This window comes from Halomonas sp. 113, assembly GCF_904067645.1.
Taxonomy (GTDB): Bacteria; Pseudomonadota; Gammaproteobacteria; order Pseudomonadales; family Halomonadaceae; genus Vreelandella; species Vreelandella titanicae.
On record NZ_LR881453.1, the window covers coordinates 2,980,330 to 3,005,469 of the forward strand.

General features: G+C 56.7%; 23 protein-coding genes. 16 read left to right on the forward strand and 7 right to left on the reverse strand.

The genetic code is table 11. The annotated features are described in order from the left end of the window. Window positions 1-31: 31 nt before the first annotated feature. The 9 genes from edd to YERSI8AC_RS14175 all read left to right on the forward strand — a co-directional run bounded on the left by edd (window position 32) and on the right by YERSI8AC_RS14175 (window position 9,443). Window positions 32-1,921 (forward strand): phosphogluconate dehydratase, encoded by a 1,890-nt coding sequence (edd, locus tag YERSI8AC_RS14135; RefSeq protein WP_022523045.1) that lies wholly within the window; start codon window positions 32-34, stop codon window positions 1,919-1,921. Next, a complete protein-coding gene (gene glk / locus YERSI8AC_RS14140) occupies window positions 1,921-2,886 on the forward strand; it encodes a glucokinase (protein ID WP_041158613.1) in 966 nt (321 codons plus the stop codon). Before edd ends, glk begins: the two co-directional genes overlap by 1 nt. Window positions 2,887-2,921: 35 nt before the next feature. Continuing rightward, window positions 2,922-3,791 carry an aldo/keto reductase gene (locus YERSI8AC_RS14145; protein ID WP_159176944.1) on the forward strand — a complete coding sequence of 290 codons (870 nt, stop codon included), beginning with the start codon at window positions 2,922-2,924 and terminating at the stop codon, window positions 3,789-3,791. A gap of 66 nt (window positions 3,792-3,857) precedes the next feature. Then, entirely contained in the window at window positions 3,858-4,808 is a 951-nt protein-coding gene (locus YERSI8AC_RS14150; protein WP_159176945.1) for a carbohydrate kinase family protein, read from the forward strand. A gap of 181 nt (window positions 4,809-4,989) precedes the next feature. Further along, the gene (locus YERSI8AC_RS14155; protein ID WP_159176946.1) at window positions 4,990-5,709 is read left to right on the forward strand and encodes a FadR/GntR family transcriptional regulator; all 720 of its coding nucleotides are present in this window, start codon (window positions 4,990-4,992) and stop codon (window positions 5,707-5,709) included. Between the two features lie 43 nt (window positions 5,710-5,752). After that, the gene (dgoD, locus tag YERSI8AC_RS14160) at window positions 5,753-6,901 is read left to right on the forward strand and encodes a galactonate dehydratase (protein WP_159176947.1); all 1,149 of its coding nucleotides are present in this window, start codon (window positions 5,753-5,755) and stop codon (window positions 6,899-6,901) included. 3 nt (window positions 6,902-6,904) lie between these two features. Further along, window positions 6,905-7,903 carry a 2-dehydro-3-deoxygalactonokinase gene (locus YERSI8AC_RS14165; protein WP_159176948.1) on the forward strand — a complete coding sequence of 333 codons (999 nt, stop codon included), beginning with the start codon at window positions 6,905-6,907 and terminating at the stop codon, window positions 7,901-7,903. A 7-nt stretch (window positions 7,904-7,910) separates the two neighbouring features. Beyond that, window positions 7,911-8,531, forward strand: coding sequence for a 2-dehydro-3-deoxy-6-phosphogalactonate aldolase (locus YERSI8AC_RS14170; RefSeq protein WP_258955969.1), 621 nt, complete (start codon window positions 7,911-7,913; stop codon window positions 8,529-8,531). Window positions 8,532-8,546: 15 nt separating this feature from the next. Then, on the forward strand, window positions 8,547-9,443 hold the full coding sequence (locus YERSI8AC_RS14175; protein ID WP_159176949.1) for an SMP-30/gluconolactonase/LRE family protein: 897 nt from the start codon (window positions 8,547-8,549) through the stop codon (window positions 9,441-9,443). Between the two features lie 93 nt (window positions 9,444-9,536). Here the strand turns inward: YERSI8AC_RS14175 and YERSI8AC_RS14180 are convergent, their stop codons facing one another. The 4 genes from YERSI8AC_RS14180 to zwf form a co-directional block, all read right to left on the reverse strand. Further along, the gene (locus tag YERSI8AC_RS14180) at window positions 9,537-11,132 is read right to left on the reverse strand and encodes a solute:sodium symporter family transporter (RefSeq protein WP_009287074.1); all 1,596 of its coding nucleotides are present in this window, start codon (window positions 11,130-11,132) and stop codon (window positions 9,537-9,539) included. A 249-nt stretch (window positions 11,133-11,381) separates the two neighbouring features. Beyond that, window positions 11,382-12,044: a bifunctional 4-hydroxy-2-oxoglutarate aldolase/2-dehydro-3-deoxy-phosphogluconate aldolase gene (locus YERSI8AC_RS14185; protein WP_022523036.1), complete on the reverse strand. Its 663-nt coding sequence runs from the start codon at window positions 12,042-12,044 to the stop codon at window positions 11,382-11,384. A 45-nt stretch (window positions 12,045-12,089) separates the two neighbouring features. Next, a complete protein-coding gene (gene pgl, locus YERSI8AC_RS14190) occupies window positions 12,090-12,755 on the reverse strand; it encodes a 6-phosphogluconolactonase (protein WP_159176950.1) in 666 nt (221 codons plus the stop codon). 1 nt (window position 12,756) lies between these two features. Further along, the gene (zwf, locus tag YERSI8AC_RS14195; protein WP_022523034.1) at window positions 12,757-14,262 is read right to left on the reverse strand and encodes a glucose-6-phosphate dehydrogenase; all 1,506 of its coding nucleotides are present in this window, start codon (window positions 14,260-14,262) and stop codon (window positions 12,757-12,759) included. A gap of 291 nt (window positions 14,263-14,553) precedes the next feature. Here zwf and malE point away from each other — a divergent pair, with 291 nt between their 5' ends. From malE to trkA, 7 genes are all read left to right on the forward strand, one after another. Beyond that, window positions 14,554-15,741, forward strand: coding sequence for a maltose/maltodextrin ABC transporter substrate-binding protein MalE (malE, locus tag YERSI8AC_RS14200; protein ID WP_138800813.1), 1,188 nt, complete (start codon window positions 14,554-14,556; stop codon window positions 15,739-15,741). Between the two features lie 74 nt (window positions 15,742-15,815). Continuing rightward, window positions 15,816-17,387 carry a maltose ABC transporter permease MalF gene (gene malF / locus YERSI8AC_RS14205; protein ID WP_159176951.1) on the forward strand — a complete coding sequence of 524 codons (1,572 nt, stop codon included), beginning with the start codon at window positions 15,816-15,818 and terminating at the stop codon, window positions 17,385-17,387. Window positions 17,388-17,397: 10 nt separating this feature from the next. Beyond that, window positions 17,398-18,288, forward strand: coding sequence for a maltose ABC transporter permease MalG (malG, locus tag YERSI8AC_RS14210; RefSeq protein ID WP_159176952.1), 891 nt, complete (start codon window positions 17,398-17,400; stop codon window positions 18,286-18,288). A gap of 142 nt (window positions 18,289-18,430) precedes the next feature. Further along, window positions 18,431-19,921 carry a TrkH family potassium uptake protein gene (locus YERSI8AC_RS14215; RefSeq protein WP_159176953.1) on the forward strand — a complete coding sequence of 497 codons (1,491 nt, stop codon included), beginning with the start codon at window positions 18,431-18,433 and terminating at the stop codon, window positions 19,919-19,921. Window positions 19,922-19,961: 40 nt separating this feature from the next. Then, window positions 19,962-21,107, forward strand: a complete 1,146-nt coding sequence (locus YERSI8AC_RS14220) for a sensor histidine kinase (RefSeq protein ID WP_171051170.1) — start codon at window positions 19,962-19,964, stop codon at window positions 21,105-21,107. Beyond that, window positions 21,097-21,819 carry a response regulator gene (locus YERSI8AC_RS14225; RefSeq protein ID WP_009287080.1) on the forward strand — a complete coding sequence of 241 codons (723 nt, stop codon included), beginning with the start codon at window positions 21,097-21,099 and terminating at the stop codon, window positions 21,817-21,819. The genes YERSI8AC_RS14220 and YERSI8AC_RS14225 overlap by 11 nt, the downstream gene beginning before the upstream one ends. After that, a complete protein-coding gene (gene trkA / locus YERSI8AC_RS14230) occupies window positions 21,816-23,189 on the forward strand; it encodes a Trk system potassium transporter TrkA (RefSeq protein WP_022523027.1) in 1,374 nt (457 codons plus the stop codon). Before YERSI8AC_RS14225 ends, trkA begins: the two co-directional genes overlap by 4 nt. 17 nt (window positions 23,190-23,206) lie before the next feature. Here trkA and YERSI8AC_RS14235 read toward each other — a convergent pair whose 3' ends face one another. The 3 genes from YERSI8AC_RS14235 to YERSI8AC_RS14245 form a co-directional block, all read right to left on the reverse strand. Continuing rightward, window positions 23,207-23,944 (reverse strand): anti-sigma factor, encoded by a 738-nt coding sequence (locus YERSI8AC_RS14235; protein ID WP_159176954.1) that lies wholly within the window; start codon window positions 23,942-23,944, stop codon window positions 23,207-23,209. Next, on the reverse strand, window positions 23,941-24,495 hold the full coding sequence (locus tag YERSI8AC_RS14240; RefSeq protein ID WP_236557458.1) for a sigma-70 family RNA polymerase sigma factor: 555 nt from the start codon (window positions 24,493-24,495) through the stop codon (window positions 23,941-23,943). The genes YERSI8AC_RS14235 and YERSI8AC_RS14240 overlap by 4 nt, the downstream gene beginning before the upstream one ends. 118 nt (window positions 24,496-24,613) lie before the next feature. Beyond that, window positions 24,614-25,138, reverse strand: coding sequence for a DUF3455 domain-containing protein (locus YERSI8AC_RS14245; protein ID WP_159176955.1), 525 nt, complete (start codon window positions 25,136-25,138; stop codon window positions 24,614-24,616). Window positions 25,139-25,140 lie beyond the last annotated feature (2 nt).

Here is a 25,140-nt window from a genome sequence, read left to right on the forward strand (position 1 = left end):
CACTCACCGTCTCTATCATGCAGAGGTCCCTATGCCGAGCTCAACACCTGCTACGTTAAACCCCACCGTTGCTGAGGTTACCCAGCGCATTCGTGAGCGTTCTGCTGAGCGTCGCGCCCTCTACGAGCGGCGCATGGCTGACCAGCACAAACGTGGCGTGCACCGTGCTGAGCTAAGCTGCGGCAACCTGGCTCACGGTTTCGCGGCCTGTAACCCGCGTGATAAAAACGAACTCAAGCTAATGAATAGCGCCAACCTGGGCATTATCTCGTCCTACAACGATATGCTCTCGGCGCACCAGCCGTTTGAGACGTTTCCTGAAACGATTAAAGCAGCCGCCAGTGCCATGGGTTCTACCGCCCAGTTTGCCGGTGGCGTTCCGGCCATGTGTGACGGTGTCACCCAGGGCCAGCCGGGCATGGAGCTATCGCTGTTTTCCCGGGATGTGATTGCCATGGCCACCGCTGTAGGCCTCTCGCACAATATGTTTGATGCCGCGCTTTATCTGGGCGTGTGCGACAAGATCGTGCCGGGTCTGTTTATTGGCGCGGCGCGTTTTGGCCATCTGCCCGCCATGTTTGTACCCGCGGGCCCCATGCCCAGCGGCTTACCCAATAAAGAGAAGGCGCGCATTCGCCAGCTCTATGCCGAGGGCAAGGTTGGCCGTGCTGAGCTGCTCGAAGCCGAGTCTGACTCTTACCACAGCCCCGGCACCTGTACGTTCTACGGCACCGCCAACTCCAACCAGCTAATGATGGAGATGATGGGCCTACACCTGCCCGGCACTTCTTTTGTAAACCCTGGCACCGAAATGCGCGAAGCGTTGACACGCTATGCCACCGAGCAGGCGATCCGCAACACCGAACCCGGTGGCGACTACCGCCCGTTCTATAAGCAGATTGATGAGCGCGCGATTGTTAACGCCGTGGTGGGCTTGCTGGCTTCCGGTGGTTCAACCAACCACACGATGCACCTGATCGCCATGGCCGCCGCTGCGGGCATTACCCTGAACTGGGACGATTTCACCGATCTTTCAGCGGTCACCCCCAGCCTGATGAGGGTGTATCCCAACGGCCAAGCCGATATCAATCACTTCCAAGCGGCAGGTGGCATGAGCTATCTGTTCCGCGAACTGCTGGGCGCGGGCTTGATTCACGGCGATATTCCCACCGTATTCGGCACCGACCTAACCGCCTACACTCAAGAGCCGTTCCTTGAAGATGGCAAAATCGTTTGGCACGAAGGCCCCGAAAAAAGCCTTGATGAAGACGTGCTCAGCCCGGTAGCGACACCGTTCGCGCCGACGGGTGGCTTGACGGTCATGAAAGGCAATCTGGGTCGCGGTGTGATCAAAGTCTCCGCAGTGACGGAAGAGCATCGCGTGGTAGAAGCGCCGGTGAAGATCTTCGAAGATCAAAACGAAATGAAAGCCTCCTTCGAATCCGGCGACTTGGATCGCGACGTGATTGTGGTGGTTCGCTTCCAGGGACCCAAAGCCAACGGCATGCCCGAGCTGCATAAGCTAACCCCCTTCCTGGGCGTACTGCAGGATCGTGGCTTTAAAGTGGCACTGGTCACCGATGGCCGCATGTCGGGTGCATCAGGCAAAGTACCCGCCTCCATTCACATGAGCCCCGAAGCCCTGGACGGCGGCCCGCTGGCCAAACTGCGTGATGGCGATATTGTACGTCTGGATGCCAACGCCGGTACGCTCGAAGCCAAAGTCGACCCCGCCACCTGGGCTAAACGGGAACTGGCCATTGGCAACCTGGATCACTACCACGTGGGCTTGGGTCGCGAGCTGTTTGGGGGCTTCCGCCACCTGGCCATGCGCGGTGAAGAAGGCGCTGGTGTATTCGGTGGCTTTGAAGCCGATGATCTCGCCCGTCAGCAGGGGCAAATCTCAGAAGAGGATGCCTGATGCGACCGGCACTCATCGGCGATATCGGGGGAACCAACGCACGCTTGGCGTTGGTCTCTCCCGGTGAAATAACCCCGCACGATATATTGAACCTACCCTGCGCCGACTACCCTGGCGTCGTGGAAGCGGTGCAGGATTATCTGGGGCGCGTGGGCGCCACCGGTGACAACGCGCCCCAAGAGGCGTGTTTAGCCTTCGCCTGCCCCGTTCACGCTGAACGGGTCAAAATGACCAATAACCATTGGGATTTTTTGAAAAGTGACGTTCAGCAACAGTTGAATCTAGCGCTATTCAAGGTCATAAACGATTTTACCGCCCAGGCGCTGGGCGTTCCCCATGTGGCATCCAGTGATTTGGTCGAAGTTCAGCCGGGGCAAACCCAGGCACACTCCACACGCTTAATTATCGGCCCAGGCACTGGGCTGGGCGTTGCCGGGGTATTTCCTGGACAACACGCCTGGATTCCGCTGCCCACCGAAGGCGGACACGTCACCTTTGCCCCCACGGACAGTACCGAGCAGGCACTGCTGGATGTATTTCTGCAGCGCCACAAACGGGTGAGCGTAGAACGCATCTTATGCGGTCAGGGTTTATTGGAGCTTTATCAAGCCTACTGCACCCTTGAGGGAGTTGAGCCGCACTTAACTAGCCCAGCAGAGGTGACCACAGCGGCCAATGAAGGTGACAGCCTCGCCACGACTGCCCTGCTGCGCTTTCTAAAAATTCTTGGCGATGTGTGCGGCGACGCCACCCTTACCATGGGCGCAAGGGGCGGAGTTTATCTATGCGGTGGTATTCTCCCGCGCTTGCTTGAGTGGCTGCCAAAAAGCGAGCTGCGCGCCGCCTTTGTCAATAAAGGCCGTATGGGCGCCTATAACGCTGACATCCCCGTGTGGGTGGTAACTGCGCCCTGGACAGGGCTGTTAGGTGCCGCCGAAGCACTGCATAACGAAGAGGTTTTCTGATCACAACTTCTAACAACATCAATACGGAACCTGCTATGCCCGCCGCCACCTTTGATGTGCCGTTTTTACTTGGCATGATGCGTCTGCACGAAACACCCGCCATGCACGAACCCGAGCGATTAGCAGAATGGATCGAAGCGCGCCTGGAGCAGTGCCTTAACTGGTTTGACCATGCGGACATTTACGGCAGCGGCCAAGGGGAGACGCTTTTTGGCGCCGCGCTACGGGCGCGCCCTGCCCTGGCTCAGCGGGTTAATGTCGTCACTAAAGCGAGCATCGCTAACGACAACCCCGCCCCCGGTTCGGGTAAGATAAAGCACTACAACGCTAACCCTGCTTATCTTAATAGTGCCATTGATGCCTCACTTGTGCGTTTGAATGTCGAACGCCTCGACCATTTCCTGATTCATCGTCCCGATCTGCTGATGAACGCAGAAGCGACCGGCCGCGCGCTGGACGACGCCATTGAAGCAGGCAAAATTGGCGCTGCAGGGGTTTCCAACCACCTGCCCAGCCAGTGGCGGCGCTTGCAGGGCGCCATGCATCACCGCTTATCAGCCAACCAAATCGAGCTCTCGATTACCCACACAACGCCGCTGTTTGACGGCAGCTTTGATGATCTATGCGCCGATGGCCACGCCCCCATGGCGTGGTCACCGCTGGCAGGCGGGCAACTGATGCAAGGCGCCGTTGGCGAATGTTTGGCTAAGTGGGCGACAAAGCTTGATAGCTCCCCCAGCGCTTTAGCGCTGGCATGGCTGCGTAGTTTTCCTAACTCGCCAGTACCGGTGATTGGCAGCGTTAAGCCAGAGCGAATCAGCGACATGCTCAAAGGCCCTGCCACGCTGCCCCGGGAAGTGTGGTATGAATTGCTTGAAGCTGCCCGTGGCCACTGCGTGGCATAAGGCTATTTGTATAAAAACGACGCGGTACAAAACAACTATTACGTTAATGACACTAAGGAGCCACTTATGACGCCAGTTATCGCGTTTGGCGAAGCCCTGGTTGATATGCTCTCCAGCCGTTTAGGGGCGGCTACAGATGCCCAGGAAACCTTTACACCCTACGCCGGTGGTGCTCCCGCTAACGTGGCGGTCGCCTGCGCCCGCTTGGGCGTTCCTAGCCAATTTTTAGGCATGACGGGCGACGATACGTTCGGGTATTTTTTGGTGCGTGAACTCAAAAGCCACGGTGTCGACACCAGCGGCGTGGTATTTACCCAAGAAGCCCGCACGGCGCTGGCGTTCGTTTCCCGGGATGACGTGGGCGAACGCACTTTTGATTTCTATCGCCCGCCCGCTGCTGACCTGCTTTATCGCCTTGAGCATTTACCCCATGGCGTATTCGAGAACCCTGCCATTCTGCACTTGTGCAGTAACAGCCTAACCGACCCAGAGATCGCCGACGTTACCCTGGCGATGGCCACCATGGCCAAGCGCGCAGGCTGCCTGGTCAGTGTAGATGCCAACCTACGCCACAACCTGTGGCCCGGCGGCGAAGCGGATGCCAGTTTAGTCACGCAACTGCTAGACGGCGCTGAGCTGCTCAAGCTCTCCCAGGAAGAGCTCGACTACTTGCGCGCTGATCATCCTGCAGAATCGTGGCTTTCAGAGCGGCTTGCGGCAGGGGTAAAAGTTATTTTGATTACCGACGGCCCCAATGATGTCGTAATCAAAGGCGTCGGCATCGACCAGCGCATTGCGCCACCCAAAGTGGAAGCGGTCGACACCACCGCCGGAGGCGACGCCTTTATTGGCGGGCTGTTGGCGGAGCTCTCGGCCCATGGCATCAATGAACACTGGCAGAGCGATACGGATTTTCTACTCAGCGCAGTGAATACCGCCTGCCGCTGTGGCGCCCATGCGGTCACCCGGCCAGGCGCTTACGCAGCGCTGCCAACGCGAGCGGATATTATTGGCTAACTAAGTAGAGCTATAACCCATTAACAAATGGCGCGCCCCACGCAGGCGCGCTTTTTTTATGCTTCTTAGGGGTCGACTCGTCGCCAATCTAATTCGGACTTATGTCTAAAGCTGCTCGCTTGTGGAAATGTCAGACATTTACTAGACTAGGGTTCATCCAATAAAGAACAAGAGATGACCGATGACGCTGGACGCTCTACCGCCACACCAGGGGGGCGCTGAACAGTTAGCCCGTTTACTCGCCCAGGCCCTGCTGGCAGGCCATTGGCAGCCAGGCGATGTTTTCCCCCGTGAGCTGGATATCGGCAAACACTTTGCCGTTAGCCGTAACCAAGTGCGTAACGCACTCACCAGTCTCACCGCTGCGGGTTTATTAGAGCGTACCGCGGGCCGTGGCACGCTGGTTCGCGAGATGGGTGATTGGCATCTACTCGACCCACTAATGAGCGAATGGATGACCGGACTGGTCAACCTTGACCCGCAGTTGGTCAGAGCCATCTACGCCTTTCGTTTTTCTGCTGAACCGGTGGTCGCAGGACTCGCTGCCCAGGCAGCCCAGGCTGAAGACATAGAACGTTTGGAGAGCGCCTTTGCAGGCATGGAGAGCAGCGCAGGCAGTGTTGATTCGCGTGCTGAACATGCCGAGTACGACGTCGCCTTTCACGACGCCACCTACCGGGCCAGCCACAATTTAGTTTGGCGGCAAATGGGCCATTTATTGCGCCCTTCGATCATGGCGCTAATACACCGCTCGCAACACCGCACTGACACCTTAGACGACAGCCTAGCCCGCCACCGCCAGGTGCTTGACGCTATCCGCAACCGCGATGCCAGCGCCGCAGAATCCGCCGCAAGAGAAGTACTGCGCCGCACGGCCATCGACCTTGGCATCGTCAGCTGACCATTACGCAATGAATACTTTCTATTCAGAAGGATGACCGAACATGAAAATTACCAAACTCAAGACCTGGCAAGTTCCTCCGCGCTGGCTGTTCCTTAAAATTGAGACTGACGAAGGCTGCTACGGCTGGGGTGAACCGGTGATTGAAGGCCGCGCGGCAACCGTTGAAGCCGCCGTGCACGAGCTCTCTGACTACTTGATCGGCCAAGACCCTCACCGCATCGAGCATCTTTGGAACATCATGTATCGCGCCGGTTTTTATCGTGGGGGCCCTATTCTGATGAGCGCGATTGCCGGTATTGACCAGGCGCTGTGGGATCTTAAAGGCCGTGACCTGGGTGTGCCCGTTCATCAGTTATTAGGCGGTGCCGTGCGCGACAAAATGCGCATGTATGCCTGGACGGGTGGTGACCGCCCCAGCGACGTGGGCGCTGGCGCTAAAGCGCTGGTCGACAAAGGCTTCACAGCCTTCAAAATGAACGGCACTCCTGAAATGCAGATCGTCGATTCACACCGCAAGGTCGATGAAGCCGTCGCCCGGGTAGCAGAAGCCCGCAACGCCGTTGGGCCAGATGTAGGCATCGGCATCGACTTCCACGGCCGCGTGCACCGCCCAATGGCCAAAGCGCTGCTGCGGGAGCTGGAACCCTTTCACCCGATGTTTGTGGAAGAGCCGGTTGCCCCCGAACACCTGCCCTGCTTGAAAGATATAGCCGGTGGTTTGGGCTATCCATTGGCCACGGGCGAGCGGCTGCATACCCGCTTCCAGTTCCGCGATTTGCTGGCCGACGGCATGATCGACATTATTCAGCCGGATATTTCCCACTGCGGCGGCATTAGCGAAGGTCTCAAAATCGCCGCCCTTGCCTCCGCTTATGACGTCGCCTTAGCGCCCCACTGCCCGCTGGGCCCATTAACCTTGGCTGCGTCTTTACAGCTGGATGCGGTCAGCCACAACGCCTTTATCCAAGAGCAGAGCATGGGCATTCACTACAACCAGGGCAACGACGTACTCGATTACCTGGTCGATAAATCCGCCCTCGCCATTGAAGATGGATTCTGCGCCATTCCCCAAGGCCCAGGCCTGGGTGTCGAGATCAACGAAGAGTTCGTTGAGGAGCGCGCCAAGGTGGGCCACCGCTGGAGGAACCCGGTCTGGACTCATGAAGATGGCTCGATTGCGGAGTGGTAAACCATGGGATCAACCGTGATGAGTGAAACGCCTGAAATAGCACATCAGCTGACCTGGATTGCCGTGGACTGGGGCTCCAGCAATCTGCGTGCCTGGGGGCTGGATCAGCACGACCAAGTGATTGCCCAAGCCAGTAGCGACAAAGGCATGCTGGCGCTGAAGGCCGACGAGTACGAGGCCGAGCTGCTGCGACTGGTGGGCGATTGGCTACCCGCCACCGGCACGACTAAGGTGATGGTGTGCGGTATGGCAGGCGCCCGTCAGGGCTGGTTGGAAGCCGCCTATTTACCGGTACCCACGCGGCTTGACCAGCTTAGCCAAGGCGCAGTCACACCAACGCTTACGGGTAACCAGCTAGCTGTTTACCTGCTGCCTGGTTTAAGCCAAACCCGTGGTACCGCGACTCACTTTGATGTGATGCGCGGTGAAGAGACCCAGTTGGCAGGGCTCGTCGCTGATTCGCCAGATTTTACTGGCCTCGCCTGCCTGCCCGGCACTCACGCCAAATGGGCAACCCTGGAAGCGGGCGCGGTGAGCGGGTTTTCGACCTACCTGACCGGCGAGCTTTACCAACTGCTCGCCAACCAGTCGGTGCTGAAGCATTCCGTTTTATCACCTTCAGCGGCAAGGGATGATCTTAACGATGCAGCTTGCCGTGAAGCTTTTATTTCGGCCGTCAGCGAGATTCATCAAGCCCCCGAAACCTTTAGTAGCCGCCTGTTCGGGCTGCGCGCGCAAGATTTACTCGATGGCCGGCTACCTGCTGGCGACACGCGTGGGGCCGTTCTTGCGGCCAGGCTCTCTGGGCTCGCCATTGGCCTTGAGCTTGCTGGCGCCTGCCGTGAGTGCCCCAGCGATAAGCCAATCATGCTGATTGGCAACCAAGCGCTTAGTCAGCGCTACACGTTGGCACTCAATGCGATCGGCTATCAGACACAACATGTGGATGGCGACACCGCCGTCTTAGCAGGCCTGCGCCTCGCCCATCGCGCGTTAAAATAAATTAAGCATGGAGAAATTGGCTATGTCGCTGCCACTGATTGGAATTTTACGCGGTGTAACGCCTGATGAGGCCGTGGATGTCGCGGAAGCGGTGCTGGCCGCGGGTATCACCCAGATTGAGGTACCGCTTAACTCACCCAACCCGCTGGAGAGCATTCGCCGCTTGGTCGACGCATTTGGTGAGCGTGCGGTCATTGGTGCGGGTACGGTGCTCACTCCAGCTCAGGTGCGTGAAGTTCACGCTGCTGGTGGACGCTTAATCGTTTCTCCCAACTGTCGGCCAGCGGTGATTGAAGAAACCCATAAGCTCGGCATGGCCAGCTGGCCGGGTATTGTGACGCCTTCTGAGGCCTTCGATGCGCTGGATGCAGGCGCCACCGGGCTTAAACTCTTCCCCGCAGTGCAGGTAGGATTAGAAGGAATGAAAGCAGTACGCGCCGTGCTTCCGGCAGGCACGCTTTTGTATGCCGTCGGCGGCGCTGGAGTCGATAATTTCGCCGAATGGCGCGCAGCGGGTGTCGATGGTGCAGGTCTGGGTAGCGCATTATACAAACCTGGCCAAAGCGCCTCTCAGGTGGGGAAACAGGCTCAAGCCCTCGTCGATGCCTGGTTAGCGGGAGAACAATAAGGAGAACCAACAATAATGAATACCGATATGAGTGTTTCAACGTGGCAGGCCGAGTTAGCTGTCGATTGCCGCTGCTCACTGGGTGAAGGCCCGCAGTGGGACGCCAAAAATCAGCGCCTTTATTGGTGCGACATTCTGGAAAAACAGCTGCACTGGCTATCCCCCGCCACCGGGGAAAGCGGCCACTATCAGCTCGATCATCGGGTGTCTCTGGCAGCGCCCCTTGCTGAAGGTGGCCTGTTGTTAGTCGGTGAAGACCGTTTAAGCCGCTTCGACCCAAGCAGCGGCAGTATCGAAAAGCTGAGTGATTTCGAGGCCGATAACCCCATCACCCGCAGTAATGACGCCCGCATTGATCGCCACGGCAGCCTGTGGCTTTCCAGCATGGGTAAAAGCGCTGAAAGAGGCGCTGGAAGCCTTTACCGCCTGCATCGCGGTGAGCTCTCGCGGCTGCGTTCAGGCCTAACGATTCCCAATGCCATCTGCTTCTCCGCAGATGGCGAATTCGCTTGGTTTACCGACACCGTGACGGGTGTAGTGATGCGCTGGGCGCTGGATAGCGACGGCTGGCCGCAAGGCGAGCCGCAGCCTTGGGCGGACTTTTTCTCCAGCCAAGGTAATCCCGATGGCGCGGTAATGGATAGCGAAGGCTGCCTATGGCTAGCGCTATGGGGGGCTGGGCAGGTCGTTCGCCTGGATCCTAACGGTGAAATAATAGGCCGCGTCGAGCTGCCGGTCAGCCAACCCTCCTGCCCGGCATTTGCCGGCCCTGATCTGAAAACGCTGTATATCACCACGGCGCAAGAGGGATTCAGTGCTGAGCAGCTGGCCCAAGAGCCCACCGCAGGCTCGCTCTATGTGGTCGAAACCGGCATTAAAGGATTAGCCGAACCGCCGCTACGTCTGGCATAACTCTCCCACGAACCTCCCAGCAAAAGGCCCCACTAGCGGATACTAGCGGGGCCTTTCTGTTACGGCTTCACCTATTACCTACAAGGCGGGCAATCAGCCAGCAAAGCTAATATACATAACGATCACTAACACGACCAAAACGATACCGGCGGGTACCGCCCCTTTCCAGGGTGTTAGATCCACATCGCCGCTGTGCTCCTGAATCCAGTCGGTTTCCCTTGGGCGCACCTTGCCGATAATCAGCATCACCGCCACCAGTAATACAAAGACCAGCGCCACGAAGTGGAACTCGTGCATTATCTGCGGCAGCAATGTAAACGGTGGCACAAAGTAACCGGCGGCGATCAATAAGCAGCCGCCGATCAGGGCGATTTTGGCCGCCATTGGCGGAACACGTTTGGTTAGCAGCCCGACCAGCACCACGGCAAGAATCGGAATAAAGTAAATCGCGTTCATCTTCTGCAGGTAGCCAAACAGGCTCTCCTGACCTGCCAGCAGTGGCGCAATGATCATGGTGAGAATGGCCATAATCCAGCCAAACACTTTACCCGATTTAACCACCTGCTCTTCCGTGGCCTCTTTATTCAGCACACCTTTATAGATGCCCAGGCTGAAAATCGTGGTGGTGCTGTTAAGCGCTGAGTTAAACGACGACAGGATCGCACCGACCATCACCGCAGCGAAAAACCCGGTGAGGTACGGCGGCAGTACGTTAAAAACCAAATGACCGTAGGCTTCATCGGCACGCACGCCCTGATCGGCATAAAGGTGATAAGCAATGATGCCGGGCAGTACTAGGTAGAGCGGTCCCAGCAGCTTGAAGAGACCGGTCAGCAGCACGCCCTTCTGACCTTCGGCAAGGTTTTTGGCTGCAAAGGTACGCTGAATAATCTGCTGGTTGGTGCTCCAGTAGAACAGGTTAATCAGGAAAACGCCGGTAAACAGGGTAAAGAACGGCACCTGCTGATCAGCACCACCAATCGAATTCAGCTTATCCGGGTCGCTCTCTTTGAGGATGTTCCAACCCTCCATGATGCCGCTGCCGTCACTCACGGCCTGCAGGCCGAAATAGACGATCACAAAACCGCCGATCAGGAGGCCAACACCGTTGAGCGTGTCGGATACTGCAACCGTGCGCAGGCCACCAAACAGGGCATACACGGAACCGATAATACCGACGATCCACACCGTTAGCCAAAGCAGCGTCGTCGAAGACTCAATGCCGGTTAATCCCTGTAGATCGAGCATGCCCTGCAGGCCGATGGCACCTGAATAGAGAATGATCGGTAGCAGAATCACCGCGTACGCAATCAAGAAGATGATATTGGTGATTAGCTGAGTCGTTTTATCGAAACGAATTTCGAGAAGCTGCGGCAGCGTAGCAATACCACTTTTCAAAAACCGCGGAAGGAAGAATAGCGCCAACGCCACTAGGGCGATAACCGCGACCACTTCCCAGGCCATTACGCTTAAACCATCAGAAAAGGCCGCCCCATTGAGCCCCACCATTTGCTCGGTGGAGAGGTTGGTCATCAATAGAGAGCCGGCAATCAGCGGGAAGGTTAGCGTACGTCCGGCAAGAAAGTAGCCGCTGGTGCTTGAGTGGTCATCTCGGCGGGTGATCCGCCAAGTGATAAAGGCGACAAGCCCTGTAAAAAACAGGAAGGACGCCAAGGTCAACGCGTGCATTTTGACTCACCTCATCATCATTGTAAGTGGCACGCACCTTTATGTATGCGCGAATAGCGAAATGTCAGACAAATCTTGCCGTCATTTTAATTGAGCTGAATATAGCCCGTTATACGTCTTTGGTCGTACGCAGGCGGTTACGATACGCGAATGACAAAACTTCACTATAAAAAAACCCTAGTAATGGTTAAAACCATAACTAGGGTATGCATTTATGCGGCCCGCGACGGGTTGCTAGTGGATGCCTATTTAGTGATGAAAGCGCTCCGCGGACTGGCGGGCCAGCTCACGGATGCCATCCCAATCTTCCGCTTCCACCATTGCTTTGGGTGTTAGCCAGGAGCCACCTACGCACATCACATTGGGCAGCGATAGATAATCATCGGCGTTGTCGACGGTGATACCGCCAGTGGGACAGAAGCGGGCTTCAGGAATCGGCGCGCCAAACGCTTTGATGGCTTTGGCTCCACCGCTGGATTCCGCCGGGAAGAACTTGAACCGACGGTAACCGTACTGCCAGCCGGTCATTAGTTCAGAAACTGTCGAGACCCCCGGCAGCATGGGCACCGGGCTTTCAACGCCGTAACGATAGAGGGCTTCCGTGGCGCCTGGCGTTACTACAAAGTCAGCGCCAACCTGCTCGGCCTGGCGGTACTGGGCGGGCGTCAGCACCGTGCCCACGCCAATGCTGGCACCGGGCAACGCTTCACGCATACGCTTCACTGCTTCAAGCGCGCAGTCAGTGCGCAGGGTAATTTCCAATACGGTTAAGCCACCCTCTACCAGGGCGCGGCCTAGCGGTACCGCATCTTCCAAACGCTCGATAGTGATGACCGGAATCACCTCGGCTTTCAAGCAGATGCTATCCAGCTCTGCAGTGCGTGTAGAAGGTAACTGTTTGTCGATAGTCATTAGTGAGTCTCCAAGCAACTTATTATTGGCTAAGGCAGTTAGCGCTCAAGGCGCCCAATAAATGGCCAGTGGGCAGGTTAAAAAGGCACGAATAGGCAGTTGACGAACATCGTCGCCACTTAGTGCCTTGGCCAATACGGCGCGTTTATCATCGCCGGTGATATGCAGAATATGCCGCCGTGCCTGATGCAGGCGATCGGCCGAAAAAGTAATCCGGGGTTGCGGCTGACTAGGCGTTCTGACCGCCACTAACAGCTCCTCCGTGGCAAGTGCCAGGGTCAATTCAGGGCTGTCGGGAAACAGTGACGCCGTATGACCATCACCGCCCATGCCTAGAATCACCACGCTGGCAGGCCACGCTAGCGTTTCTGCTTGCTTGGCAACTTCATCGACGCCCTCTTCAGGTGTAGCCGCGCTGCAAGTTAACGGTATAAAAGTGGCCGCCGATGCCTCGCCCTGGAGCAGATGCTCACGCACCAGCTTGGCGTTGCTATCGCTGCTCTGCTGGTCTACCCAACGCTCATCGGCCAGCGTTACATCTACCCGCTCCCAGGGCAGCGATTTGGCCGCCAGCGCCTTAAAAAAAGGCACTGGCGTAGAGCCACCAGAAACCACCAGCAGGACACGCTCCTGGTGGTTTAAATCGTCTTGCAGACCCTGAAACACGGCTTCGGCAAGCTGCTCGGCCAACTGTTGGCGTGCTTGACTCATATTAATAATCCTCGTACCAGCTGCGGCCATCCTGGGTAATCATGGCGATGGAAGCGACTGGCCCCCAAGAGCCTGCGGGATAACGACGCGGCGGCATGTCGCGTTTTTTCCAGCCATCGATGAGCTGGTCGCACCAACGCCAGGCGTGTTCAATTTCATCGCGACGCACGAACAGGTACTGCTGGCCTTTCATGACTTCGAGCAGCAGGCGTTCGTAAGCATCGGGTATCCGCGATTTGGGAAATGCGCTGTTGAAGTCCAAATGCAGCGGACCCGGGCGCAGGCGCATGCCTTTATCCAAACCGCTATCTTTGGTCAATACTTGCAGGGCAATACCCTCCTCCGGCTGCAGGCGAATAATCAACTTATTAGAGGCGATGCCGCGCTGATCCGGGTCGAAGATATAGTGGGGCTGCTGACGGAAGTGAATAACGATCTGCGAGAGCTTCTCCGGCATCCGTTTACCGGTGCGCAAGTAGAACGGCACACCTGCCCAGCGCCAGTTAGCCACTTCAGTTTTCATGGCCACAAAGGTTTCGGTCTGGCTCTGGGTGTTGGCGCCCTCTTCTTCCAGGTAACCCGGCACCGACTGGCCATCGCTAGTGCCCGCGATATATTGACCTCGTACTACATCGCGACCAAGCGCCTCGCCCACAAACGGTTTAAGTGCTTTAAGCACCTTGACCTTTTCATCGCGAATGGCATCGGCATCCAGGTTAGAGGGCGGATCCATGGCGATTAAGCACAGCAGCTGCAGCAGGTGGTTTTGCACCATATCGCGTAGCTGACCCGCCTCATCGAAATAGCCCCAGCGCCCTTCGATACCTACCTTTTCGGCAACGGTAATTTCCACATGAGAGATATTGTTCTGGTTCCACTGGGTGCCAAACAGCGGGTTGGCAAAACGCAGTGCGATCAGGTTCTGTACGGTCTCTTTACCCAAATAGTGGTCGATGCGGTAAATCCGCGACTCGGGGAACACTTCACCAATTGCGTCGTTAATTTCGACCGAGGAGTGCAGGTCGTAACCGATGGGTTTCTCAACCACCACGCGGGACTCATCATCCAGGCTTTTACTGGCCTGCAGGTGACGGCAGATATCGCCATAAATAGGTGCTCCAACGGAAAGATAGACCACCATTGGGCGCGGTGAGCCCTTTCGCCACTGGCGAATGGCGTCGTAACCTTCAACGCTGGAAAAATCGAGTTTTAAATAATCTAGGCGGGCGAGAAAACGCTCGAGGCTCTGCTTATCCTGCTCGCTGCTTTTCAGCCGTTTCTGCAACGCGTCGTTAACCATTTTTCGGAACGATGCAGCGTCGTGCTCATGGCGAGCCAGCCCCATAATGCGCGTGCTTTCAGGCATCAAGCCTTCGCGATCAAGATGGTATAAGGCAGGAAATAGCTTGCGCATGGCAAGATCACCCAGCGCTCCAAACAGCGCTAAATCAATAGCGTGATTCGGATCGCCCAGCGGTGCACCTTGGGAAGCAGTGGACTGGCTCATCGTCACTCCTGTTTATAATTAGGCATCTAATGTAGTTAGATTACCTAAAATCTACCGTAAAGGGGGCATTATACGCAATAATTCGTGTAATTTTACTACAAAATAACCACGGTTTCTGCTCTATCAACGCACTCAGCACTTCATATCAATCCTTCTCCTTCCACTTTTACTCTACGCCCTTGATATACGCCACTGCTACGCCCCCTAAGGAGGAGGTGACCTTGCGCATAATTGGCCACTCTGCGGAAGTTGATAAATAAATGACCACAACAACAATGAGGTTATTACTCGATGGCAACGCTACGCTATTTTATCAGACCGCTACTCACAGCCACTTTGGCTGCCAGCGCTACCCTGCCAGCCTTCGCGTTCGAAGATGACCGGCTAACGATCTGGATGGGCGACAACAAAGGCCAGCAAGGCATTCAGTTGCTGGCTGAGCAGTTTCTTGAAGAGACGGGCATAGAAGTTGAGGTGGTCTTTCCGGATAACCTGACCGACCGTTTTCAACAGGCGGCGGGCAGTGGCCAAGGGCCGGACATCGTGATCTGGGCCCACGACCGGATGGGCGAGTGGGCACAAAGTGGCTTACTAAAACAGGTAGCGCCTAGTGACAGCTTCCGCGAGTCTTTTTACGACTTCACTTGGGAAGCCGCCTTATGGAATGGCGAAACCTACGGCTACCCCATTTCAGTGGAATCACTCGGTCTTATTTATAATAAGGCCCTGGTGGACACCCCACCGGAGAGCTTTGCCGAGCTAATGCAGCTGGACAAGACGCTTTCCCAAGAGGGTAAAAAAGCCATCCTGTTCGACTACAGCGAACCCTACTACGGTTGGACACTGCTAGCCGCTAACGGTGGCTACCCGTTTAAACGAACCGACGCAGGCTACGACGTTACCGATATTGGCGTTAACAACGAAGGCGCCGTGCAAGGTGCAGAACTGCTAGTCGAGCTGATCGAAAGCGACGTGATACCGCGGGGAACCGACTACAGCATCATGGATAACCGCTTTAACAAGGGCGAAGTAGCGACCATGATCAGCGGCCCCTGGGCCTGGCCAAACCTTGAACGCAGTGGCATTGATTACGGCGTCGCCTTGCTGCCCAAGGTGGGCGACGAACGTGCCAAGCCCATGTTTGGCGTTATGACGGCAATGATCAACTCCGCGTCGCCCAATGATTTTCTGGCCGTCGAGTTCCTGGAAAACTACCTGCTTAGCGAGGAGGGTATGCGCACCTTCAACAGCGATGGGTCGCTGGGGGCCGTGGCCCACATCGACTATCAAGCGGAACTGGCCGACAACCCCAATATTGCCGCCACGCTTGAAAACGCCGAAGTTGGCATGCCGATGCCGAACATTCCCGAAATGGGCGCCTTTTGGGCAGCCATGGAGCCCGCGCTGCAAAACATCGGCAGCGGGCGTCAATCACCCCAGGAAGCGCTGGATGCCGCCGCGCGGCGTATGCGTCAGTAGCCACTCGCCTTTCCTTCACTGCCCGGCCATGGCACTCCGTTGGCAAGGCTGGGCAGTTTCGCAGGACATCTTTCATGTTTACCACGAATGCTTCGCGGGGCTTGCCCCGCCACCGCTCTCGCCATCTGGCCGAACGCTATTCCCGCTGGGCAATGCGCAGCTTGATTGGGCTGATGGTGCTGGCCCTGCTTTGGCTGGTGATGGCCTTTTACATGCACGGCCAGTGGGTATTTGCGCTGCTTTTTTTGGTGCTTGGCACGTCGCTGGGCGTGGTGTTCAGCCGACGTTCGCTGATGAGCCACCGGTATATTTTCCCTGCCGTGGCCGGTCTTGGCGTGTTTGTCATTTTTCCGCTGGTGTATACCGTTGGCATCAGCTTCAGCAACTACAGCTCGGACAATCTGCTTAGCCAGGAACGTGTACGCGCACAACTGACCAATCAAACCTACCAGGCTGAAGGCGCTGCCTTTTCCTATTCGCTTTACCAGGAAGGCGAGCTGGTGCGCCTTTACCTGGAAAGCGACACCCCTGCGGGCGACAACGACCGGCTACTATCCGCCGCGCTCAACCTAACTAACAGCGAAGTTCGTCGCGTTCCAACCCAAGCCGTAGACACCCCGCCCGAAGGTGAGCCGCTTCCCATGCGCGCAGCCATCCAGGCCCGCGACGCCCTCCAGGCGCTACGCCTGCAAACGCCCGGGGGCACCGAGCTGCGTATGGCGGGTCTGCGCCAGTTCGCGCCAATGATCGACCGCTATGAGATGCGTGACAACGGCAGCCTCTATGATCGGCAAGAGGATCAGGTGCTGACGCCGGACAACGATATCGGCTTTTTCGTCACCGAAAACGGAGAACGCATCACCCCCGGGTGGCCGGTGAACGTGGGCTTCACCAACTACACCAAGATTTTCACCGACCCGGATATACGCGGGCCGTTTATGCAGATTTTTGTCTGGACCTTCGTGTTTGCCGGGCTCACCGTACTGTTCACCCTGGCCGTGGGGTTTGTCCTCGCCTCGCTGCTGCAGTGGGATCAGCTCAAGGGCAAGGCGGTCTATCGGACGCTGCTGATACTGCCCTACGCGGTTCCAGCGTTTATTTCGATTCTGATTTTCAAAGGCATGTTCAATCAGCATTTTGGTGAGGTGAACATGATTCTGGAGGCACTGTTCGGCATTTCGCCGGAGTGGTTTACCGACCCCTGGCTAGCCCGAACCATGCTGCTGATCGTCAATACCTGGCTGGGTTACCCCTACATGCTGCTGCTGTGCATGGGGCTGATTCAGTCGATCCCCGGCGATCTTTACGAGGCCTCGGCGGTAGACGGCGGCGGGCCGATCACCAACCTGATGAAGATCACCCTGCCGCTGATCATCAAACCGCTCACACCGCTGTTAATCGCCGCCTTTGCTTTTAACTTCAATAATTTCGTGTTGATTGCGCTGCTCACCGGGGGCAGCCCGGACATTCTGGGTGCCAGCACGCCCGCGGGCACCACCGACCTGCTGGTGAGCTACACCTACCGAATCGCCTTCCAGGATGCTGGCCAAAACTTCGGCCTGGCGGCGGCGATTGCCACGCTGATCTTTCTGCTGGTGGTGGGCATGTCGGTCATCAATCTGCGGCTTTCCAAGGTTAAGGTTTAGGAGGTTTACGATGGCGATGGTTCAACCCCGCTCCATTCGCTCACGGCGATGGGGCGCCCATTTGGCGCTGATCGGCTTTGTTTCACTGATCGTGTTTCCGCTGCTTTTGGTGATTTCAATTTCGTTTCGTGAGGGCAACTTTGCCTCGGGGAGCTTGATCCCCGAGCGTTTCTCTCTTGAACACTGGTCGCTGGCCTTGGGTATTCCCTGGGAGCGCGCCGACGGCAGCGTGATCCAGCCGCCCTTCCCCGTGCTGCTGTGGCTATGGAACTCGATCAAAGTCGCCGTGGTGTCCTCGTTGCTGATTTTGATGCTTGCCACCACCAGTGCCTACGCCTTTGCTCGCATGCGCTTTAAGGGCAAGGAGCCGCTATTGAAAGGCATGCTGATTTTCCAAATGTTCCCAGCAGTATTGTCGCTGGTGGCACTCTACGCGCTGTTCGACCGGCTGGGTCAGTTCGTCGGCTGGCTAGGGATAAACACCCACGGCGCGCTGATTGTCGCTTCCCTGGGCGCAGTGGCGCTGCATATATGGACGATCAAGGGCTACTTCGAATCCATCGACGGGTCGCTCGAAGAAGCCGCCATGGTGGACGGGGCAAGCACTTGGCAGGCGTTTCGCTACATCCTGCTGCCGCTGTCGGTGCCGATTCTGATGGTGGTGTTCATCCTGGCGTTTGTGATGAGCATCATGGAGTACCCCATGGCCTCGGTGCTGCTGGTGGATGAGCATAAGCTCACCCTGGCGGTGGGCGCCCAGCAGTACCTGGCCGACCATAATCAGCGCTGGGGCGACTTCGCCGCCGCTGCCGTGCTCTCGGGGCTGCCAATCACCGTGGCCTTTCTGATCTGCCAGCGTTGGATTATTGGTGGATTAACAGCTGGGGGTGTTAAAGGTTAAAAATATTAAAACTCACGAAGGTGTTTAACTAGCTTGCCCAAACCCAGCAGAGTGCTGGGTTTTTTTGTTTTTTTACAGACTTTTTATGGAAGGTCATGGTGTCATAGCAAATATTAAGAATACTAAACGGCGAGCTGGGCATATGACTCCATTCACACCATGGTTTTACCGTAGCAGGAATGCGTATCGGCACTGGGCACCTGTTTTTAAAATCATCTCGATTCTCTGGGTTGTGCTAGCGCTGTTCATGATGGTGCCTTTCGTCGTACTGCTAATTGAGAGAGACCCTGATGCACCCGCCTTCGGTGTTTCCATTCTGATTGTACTTGGCGCCGCAGCACTTACTTGGTTGCTCACCTACCGCACAGCCTTAGAGTTGAAGCCATGGCAGATGTTTATTCTTACCGCCGCCAGTTGGGTCACCATTAGCGGTTTTGCCAGCCTGCCGCTGGTGCTGGGCGCCCCACAGTTAACCTTCACCAATGCGGTGTTTGAGTCGGTATCAGCGATAACTACGACGGGATCCACGGTTCTGGTCGGTATTGAGCACTTTTCCGATGGATTGAAGCTATGGCGAGGGCTCATGCAATGGATGGGCGGCATCGGCATTATCGTCATGGGTATTGCGATTTTGCCGTTTCTTAAAGTAGGTGGTATGCGGTTGTTTCACACCGAGTCGTCCGACTGGTCGGATAAAGTGATGCCACGCACTGGCGGTATTGCCAAAGCGACGCTAACGATCTATGTCAGCCTAACCCTGGTCGCGATTGGTAGTTATTGGTTCGGCGGGATGACGCTCTTAGACGCCACCGTACATGGTATGACATCGCTTTCTACCGGCGGCTTTGCCAATTCCGACGCTTCCTTCGGCGCCTATAGCGAACAGCCATGGCTGCTGTGGATGGCCAGTTTTTTCATGCTGAGCGGTGCGCTTCCCTTTGTACTGTATATCCGTTTTATACGCGGGTCGCGCAGTGCCCTATGGAATGATCAGCAGGTACTTGGGCTGTTAAAGCTCTTGATGGCCGCGATTTTGCTACTCAGTGTCTGGCGCATCACCCAGGGCGATAACTGGTTTGAATCGCTCACCCACGTTACCTTTAACATTATTTCAGTGGTAACCACCACCGGCTATGCATCGGATGATTACAGCCAGTGGGGGGCGCTGCCGGTGGTCGCTTTTTTCTACCTGACCTTTGTGGGCGGCTGCAGCGGCTCTACTAGCGGCGGAATGAAAATCTTCCGGTTTCAGATTGCTTCTTTAATGCTGCTTAACCAGTTGCGTTACCTCATCCATGCCAATGGTGTGTTTACCACTCGCTATAACCATCAGCCGGTCACCAGTGATATCTCGCGCAGCGTAGTGGCCTTCTCGTTCTTCTTTTTTATCACCATAGCGGCACTGGCGTTGAGCCTCTCTGCCCTGGGGTTGGATTTAGTCACCGCTCTTTCCGGTGCCGCCACCGCAGTCACCAATGTGGGCCCTGGGCTAGGCGATATCATCGGTCCCGCAGGTAATTTTGCCCCCCTCCCCGACGCAGCGAAATGGCTGCTATGTATTGGCATGCTGATGGGGCGATTAGAAATACTCACCGTTGTGGTGTTGCTGACTCCAATGTTCTGGCGACGCTAGCCGGATATCTTGAAGGACGTTCGTGAAGGACAATCGTGTCATGACGTTTAGAAAACCGATGTTCAAACCCTTTGGGCAGATTGCGAACCAGTTGCGCTTGCCAATGCCGTCAGAAATCCTGATTGCACTGGCGAGCACGCTAATTGCTCTGCTAATCGCCTGGGGGCTATATACCTGGCTAGCCTTGGCTAATCTTTCGCTGATTTTTCTTACCGCGGTTCTCGCCAGTGCGGTGTTAGCAGGAAGCTACGCAGCTCTGCTATGTGCCGTACTGGGGTTTCTGACGTTTAATTTTTGCTTCACCATTCCGCACTTTTCGTTAGCGGTGGAAGAGCAAGAGCAACTGCTAACGCTGCTGTTCTTTCTATTAGTCGCACTGGTAGTCGGCAAGCTCGCCGGAGACAGCCGCCAGCGCCTGCTGGAGCTTAGCGCCGCTCGCTTGGCTGAAGAGCAGGAGAGGTTGCGTTCAGCGCTGCTATCGTCGGTTTCCCACGACCTGCGCACTCCGCTAGCGTCGATTATTGGCGCGGCCAGCTCGCTTCGCACTCTTGATGCACAGCTCAGTCAACAGGATCGCTTTGCGTTACTAGATGGCGTATTAAGCGAAAGTGAACGCCTTAACCGCTATATACAGAATTTGTTGGACATGACCCGACTAGGGCATGGCGATATGAAAATCGAGCGCGATTGGGTGGCGTTTGATGATTTAGTCGCTTCAGCGCGGAAGCGACTGGGCAGTGCCCTTGAAGGTTTCCAAGTCGAGCAGCACTGGTCAAAAGAGCTACCACTACTTTACGTTCACCCCGCCCTGATTGAGCAAGCGCTGGTCAACGTGCTTGAAAATGCGGCGCGCTTCTCACCACCTAATGGCCATATCACTATCGAAGCCCAATGTCGTGATGATAAAAGGGCTGGAGACCCGTCCATCTTATTGTTTTCGGTTACCGACCAAGGCCCTGGCATACCCGAAGCACTACGCGAGCGCGTGTTCGATATGTTTGTCACCGGTAACGACGGCGATCGCAGCCTGCACGGTAGCGGCCTGGGGCTGGCGATTTGTCGGGGAATGCTTGGCGCCCACGCGGGTCAAATCCACGCAAGCCCTGGGCCTGACAATGTTGGCACCAGGATTACCATGACGCTGCCCCTATCGGCACCCAGCAAGGACGCCGAGAATGAGCACTGATCAAGCGCGCGTATTAGTCATTGATGACGAGCCGCACATTCGTCACTTTTTGCGTATCAGCCTCACTTCTCAAGGGTTTCAGGTGATTGAGGCCTCCAGTGGTCGCGAGGGGTTGGAAAAACTCAATGCTGATGCCCTCACCGCTAATGCAGACATCGTTTTACTGGATCTTGGTCTGCCAGACATGGATGGACAGCAAGTGCTCGATTCTATCCGCAAGCATAGCGAGGTGCCCGTGATCATTGTTTCGGTGCGCGGCCATGAGGCTGAAAAAGTGCGCGCCCTGGATAACGGGGCGAGCGACTACGTTACCAAACCCTTCGGCATTCAAGAGCTGTTGGCACGTATTCGAGCCTTATTAAGGCGGCGCGCCAGCCCAAGCGCTCAGCGTTTCCAGCATGGCGGTTTGATAGTTGACCTGGCCGCTCACCAAGTAAGCTTGCACGGCGAGGCCGTTCATCTAACACCTAAAGAGTTCGCCGTGCTGGCCCAGCTTATTGCTTCAGCTGGGCGAGTGGTCACGCAGACCCAGCTATTACGACAGGTATGGGGCCCAACTCACCAGGAAGATACGCATTACTTGCGCATAGTGGTGAGCAAGTTGCGTCAAAAGCTAGGTGATGACCCCCAGTCCCCCACCCTACTGCAAACTGAACCCGGCATTGGTTACCGACTCTCCCTTGAGCCTGACCGTGAGGACAAGACCGTATGAAAATTATTATTCTCGGCGCCGGCCAGGTCGGCGGCACACTGGCAGAACACCTCGCCCGCGAGGAAAACGACATCACCGTCGTTGACACTGACGCCAAAAAACTGCGCGAGCTGCACACCAAAATCGATATCCGCACGGTCACCGGGGCAGGTTCCTACCCGATTGTGTTGCGCCAGGCAGGCTGTGAAGACGCCGATATGTTGATCGCTGTCACCAACAGCGACGAGATCAATATGATCGCCTGCCAGGTCGCCCATACGCTGTTTCGCACGCCGACTAAAATTGCCCGGGTGCGCGCCACCGCGTATTTGACCCGTAAAGGCCTTTTTGCCCACGAAGCGATCCCCATTGATGTACTGATCAGCCCCGAGCAGGTGGTCACCGACCACGTACGCCGCCTGATCGAGCACCCCGGTGCCCTGCAGGTGCTGGAGTTTGCCGGTGGCCTGGTACAGCTGGTGGCGGTGAAAGCGTTCTACGGTGGCCCGCTGGTGGGTCAGGACTTGGCCTTTTTGCGCCGCCATATGCCCAACGTGGATACCCGCGTAGCCGCCATTTACCGTCGTAACCGACCAATTATCCCCCGTGGCGATACGGTCATCGAGGCTGACGACGAGGTGTTCTTCCTTGCCGCCCGTCGGGATATTCGCGCGGTAATGAGCGAGCTGCGCCGGGTCGAGCGGGACTTCCGCCGGGTAGTGATCGCCGGGGGTGGCAATATCGGCGAGCGGCTGGCCGAACACCTGGAGCATAGCCACCAGGTCAAGATCATCGAGCACAGCCTGGAGCGCTGCACTACCCTCTCCGAGCGACTGGATCGCACCGTGGTGCTCCACGGCAGTGCCACCAGCAAGCGCTTGCTGGAAGAGGAGAATATCGAAGAGTGCGATATCTTCTGCGCGCTGACCAACGACGACGAGGTCAATATCATGTCGTCGCTACTCGCCAAGCGTTTGGGGGCGAAGAAGGTGCTGACGCTGATCAACAACGCCGCCTATGTGGACTTGGTGCAGGGGGGCGAGATCGATATCGCTATTTCTCCCCAGCAGGCCACCATTGGCAGCCTGCTCACCCACGTGCGTCGGGGTGATATCGTCAACGTTCACTCGCTGCGCCGAGGCGCCGCCGAGGCCATTGAAGCCATCGCCCACGGCGACAAGCAGTCATCAAAAGTGGTAGGCCGTACCATCCGCGATATCGCACTGCCCGACGGCACCACCATCGGTGCGATTGTGCGCGGCAAGGAAGTCATCATCGCCCACGGCGATGTGATGGTTGAGAGCGGTGACCACGTGATTCTATTCGTGATCGACAAGCGCCGCATTCGCGACGTGGAGCGCCTGTTCCAGGTCGGCTTGACGTTCTTTTAACTGGCGCTTTTGAGTGGCTAAATCTCGACCGCGCGGCCAATAAACTCAATCGGCCCGGTGGGCAGGCCGGTTGGTGAGCCGGTTTCGTCTTCCAGCGTTAGCTCAAATAGCTGGTTATCCTCAAGAGGCGGCAGTTCATCCAAGCGCAAACGGATCGGCTGCCCTGGCTCCACTAAACCCAGCGATACCGGGGCCTGCCACTCATCTGCTTTGGTCCAAAACTCAAGCGCTTTACCTTCAGGTACTGCGAAAGTACCCAATGGGATCAGCTCGATTTCCTGGCGTGATGAGGCCTGCACTACCCAACCCGCTGACTGCGTTTGCGGAGCAAGCAGAACCACCATGTACTCGGGGGTCGTCGGTTCAGTTACTTCATTGGCCAGCATCACGCCCAATACTAACGCCGCCGCTAAGCCAAACCCGGCAGCGCCGCGCCAAAGCGGCAGGCTGTGCAGCATGCGGCGAGGTCTTGGCGGCACGACAGAGGCAGGTCGAGCACGCTTAGCAAGCGCTTCCCGTGACGCTAAGCTGCGCTCAATACGCGGCCATAAATTGTCAGAAGGCGTTACCGGGTCGGTGATAGCGGTATAGGGCAAGAAACGCTCTTCCCAAGCCATCACGGCTTGTTGCAATTCAGGCTCGTTAGGTAGCCGGGCCTCTAGCGCCTTACGCTGCTCTAACGAAAGCGTACCCAGCACGTATTCACCCGCTAAAGTATGGTCGTCTTGGTGTTCGTGCTGACTGGGGCGGCTCATGCCATACACTCCCGTAGGCGCAGCAAACTGCGTTTGATCCAGGCTTTTACGGTTCCCAGCGGCGCGCCGGTATGCGCCGCAATTTCCGCATGACTAAGGCCGTCAACATAGGCATGGAGTACGCAGTTACGCCGCTCCGGCTCAAGCGCTTCCAAACAGCTATCCATCCGCTGGCCGGTTTGCCAATCGAAAGCTTCATCGGCAACGGAGGCGTGCTGAAAATGTTCATCGAGATCTAATTCGGTGGGATCGTGATTATCAAAAGTGACTTCACGGTCGCGATAACGGATAGCGTTCAGTGCCAGGTGACGCGCCACGCTAAATATCCACGTCCGCGCGGATCCTTTGGCGGGATCAAAACTATCGGCATGCTGCCAAATATTAAGACAGGCATCGTGGACAATATCCTCGGCCATACCACGATCCTTGACGATTCTTATGACGACGCCTAATAGTCGGGCACCTTCATGAACATAGAGTTGGTGCAAGGCGTCATGCTCGCCACGGGCACAGTTGGCTAATGCCGCAGCATGATCAAATTCTGAAGACACGTCAGTCAAACCCTAGCTCCCTGGTGACGGCACCGACGCCAGTCGTCGTTCTCGCAGACAGCATAGCCGCTGGGGACTCGACAGACGAGCCCCCAGCGGAATTAACATTCCAGCCGACTTATTCCGCAGCCCAGAAGATATAGTCCGCCTGGTAGGTCACTACCGCGGTGGCTCCGTCGTGATCCATATCGCAGGTGACGTCCGGGGCAACGCCACCCTGGGTGTTCAGGCGCTGAATATAACTAACACCGCTCATAGCGCCTTCACCTTCAGCCGGATTGGCTTCCACCAGTTGAAGCGGGATGTTGCCATCACCATTGGCAGCCGTGGCTAGCTGAGTGCCGGTAATTTTTGAGCCATCCAACGCTTCCCAGGTGGCTGGCGGGCCGTAGTAGCTTCCTACTTGTGTGCCTTCGCTGTCGTTAAGCGCCGCGTGGGGGCCTTTGAATACCCAGCCCATGTTGCCGTCGTCTTTGGCTTCGCACATGTAGGTAATAGCGCCAACGCCAACGGTTTCGAGGGCGACAGCATTACCGTCCGGCACCTGAACTTCCGCGGGCGTCATGTCTGCCAGCGCGACGTGACTGAAGGATGCAATCAAGGTAGCGGCAAGTGCTGCACGCGTAAGAGGTTGGATGGTCATTT

What these genes read in the sequence shown, in the direction of transcription:
- edd (WP_022523045.1), top strand. Translation starts at nt 32, where the DNA reads ATGCCGAGCTCAACACCTGCTACGTTAAACCCCACCGTTGCTGAGGTT.
- glk (WP_041158613.1), top strand. Translation starts at nt 1,921, where the DNA reads ATGCGACCGGCACTCATCGGCGATATCGGGGGAACCAACGCACGCTTG.
- YERSI8AC_RS14145 (WP_159176944.1), top strand. Translation starts at nt 2,922, where the DNA reads ATGCCCGCCGCCACCTTTGATGTGCCGTTTTTACTTGGCATGATGCGT.
- YERSI8AC_RS14150 (WP_159176945.1), top strand. Translation starts at nt 3,858, where the DNA reads ATGACGCCAGTTATCGCGTTTGGCGAAGCCCTGGTTGATATGCTCTCC.
- YERSI8AC_RS14155 (WP_159176946.1), top strand. Translation starts at nt 4,990, where the DNA reads ATGACGCTGGACGCTCTACCGCCACACCAGGGGGGCGCTGAACAGTTA.
- dgoD (WP_159176947.1), top strand. Translation starts at nt 5,753, where the DNA reads ATGAAAATTACCAAACTCAAGACCTGGCAAGTTCCTCCGCGCTGGCTG.
- YERSI8AC_RS14165 (WP_159176948.1), top strand. Translation starts at nt 6,905, where the DNA reads ATGGGATCAACCGTGATGAGTGAAACGCCTGAAATAGCACATCAGCTG.
- YERSI8AC_RS14170 (WP_258955969.1), top strand. Translation starts at nt 7,911, where the DNA reads ATGGAGAAATTGGCTATGTCGCTGCCACTGATTGGAATTTTACGCGGT.
- YERSI8AC_RS14175 (WP_159176949.1), top strand. Translation starts at nt 8,547, where the DNA reads ATGAATACCGATATGAGTGTTTCAACGTGGCAGGCCGAGTTAGCTGTC.
- YERSI8AC_RS14180 (WP_009287074.1), bottom strand. Translation starts at nt 11,132, where the DNA reads ATGCACGCGTTGACCTTGGCGTCCTTCCTGTTTTTTACAGGGCTTGTC.
- YERSI8AC_RS14185 (WP_022523036.1), bottom strand. Translation starts at nt 12,044, where the DNA reads ATGACTATCGACAAACAGTTACCTTCTACACGCACTGCAGAGCTGGAT.
- pgl (WP_159176950.1), bottom strand. Translation starts at nt 12,755, where the DNA reads ATGAGTCAAGCACGCCAACAGTTGGCCGAGCAGCTTGCCGAAGCCGTG.
- zwf (WP_022523034.1), bottom strand. Translation starts at nt 14,262, where the DNA reads ATGAGCCAGTCCACTGCTTCCCAAGGTGCACCGCTGGGCGATCCGAAT.
- malE (WP_138800813.1), top strand. Translation starts at nt 14,554, where the DNA reads ATGGCAACGCTACGCTATTTTATCAGACCGCTACTCACAGCCACTTTG.
- malF (WP_159176951.1), top strand. Translation starts at nt 15,816, where the DNA reads ATGTTTACCACGAATGCTTCGCGGGGCTTGCCCCGCCACCGCTCTCGC.
- malG (WP_159176952.1), top strand. Translation starts at nt 17,398, where the DNA reads ATGGCGATGGTTCAACCCCGCTCCATTCGCTCACGGCGATGGGGCGCC.
- YERSI8AC_RS14215 (WP_159176953.1), top strand. Translation starts at nt 18,431, where the DNA reads ATGACTCCATTCACACCATGGTTTTACCGTAGCAGGAATGCGTATCGG.
- YERSI8AC_RS14220 (WP_171051170.1), top strand. Translation starts at nt 19,962, where the DNA reads ATGACGTTTAGAAAACCGATGTTCAAACCCTTTGGGCAGATTGCGAAC.
- YERSI8AC_RS14225 (WP_009287080.1), top strand. Translation starts at nt 21,097, where the DNA reads ATGAGCACTGATCAAGCGCGCGTATTAGTCATTGATGACGAGCCGCAC.
- trkA (WP_022523027.1), top strand. Translation starts at nt 21,816, where the DNA reads ATGAAAATTATTATTCTCGGCGCCGGCCAGGTCGGCGGCACACTGGCA.
- YERSI8AC_RS14235 (WP_159176954.1), bottom strand. Translation starts at nt 23,944, where the DNA reads ATGAGCCGCCCCAGTCAGCACGAACACCAAGACGACCATACTTTAGCG.
- YERSI8AC_RS14245 (WP_159176955.1), bottom strand. Translation starts at nt 25,138, where the DNA reads ATGACCATCCAACCTCTTACGCGTGCAGCACTTGCCGCTACCTTGATT.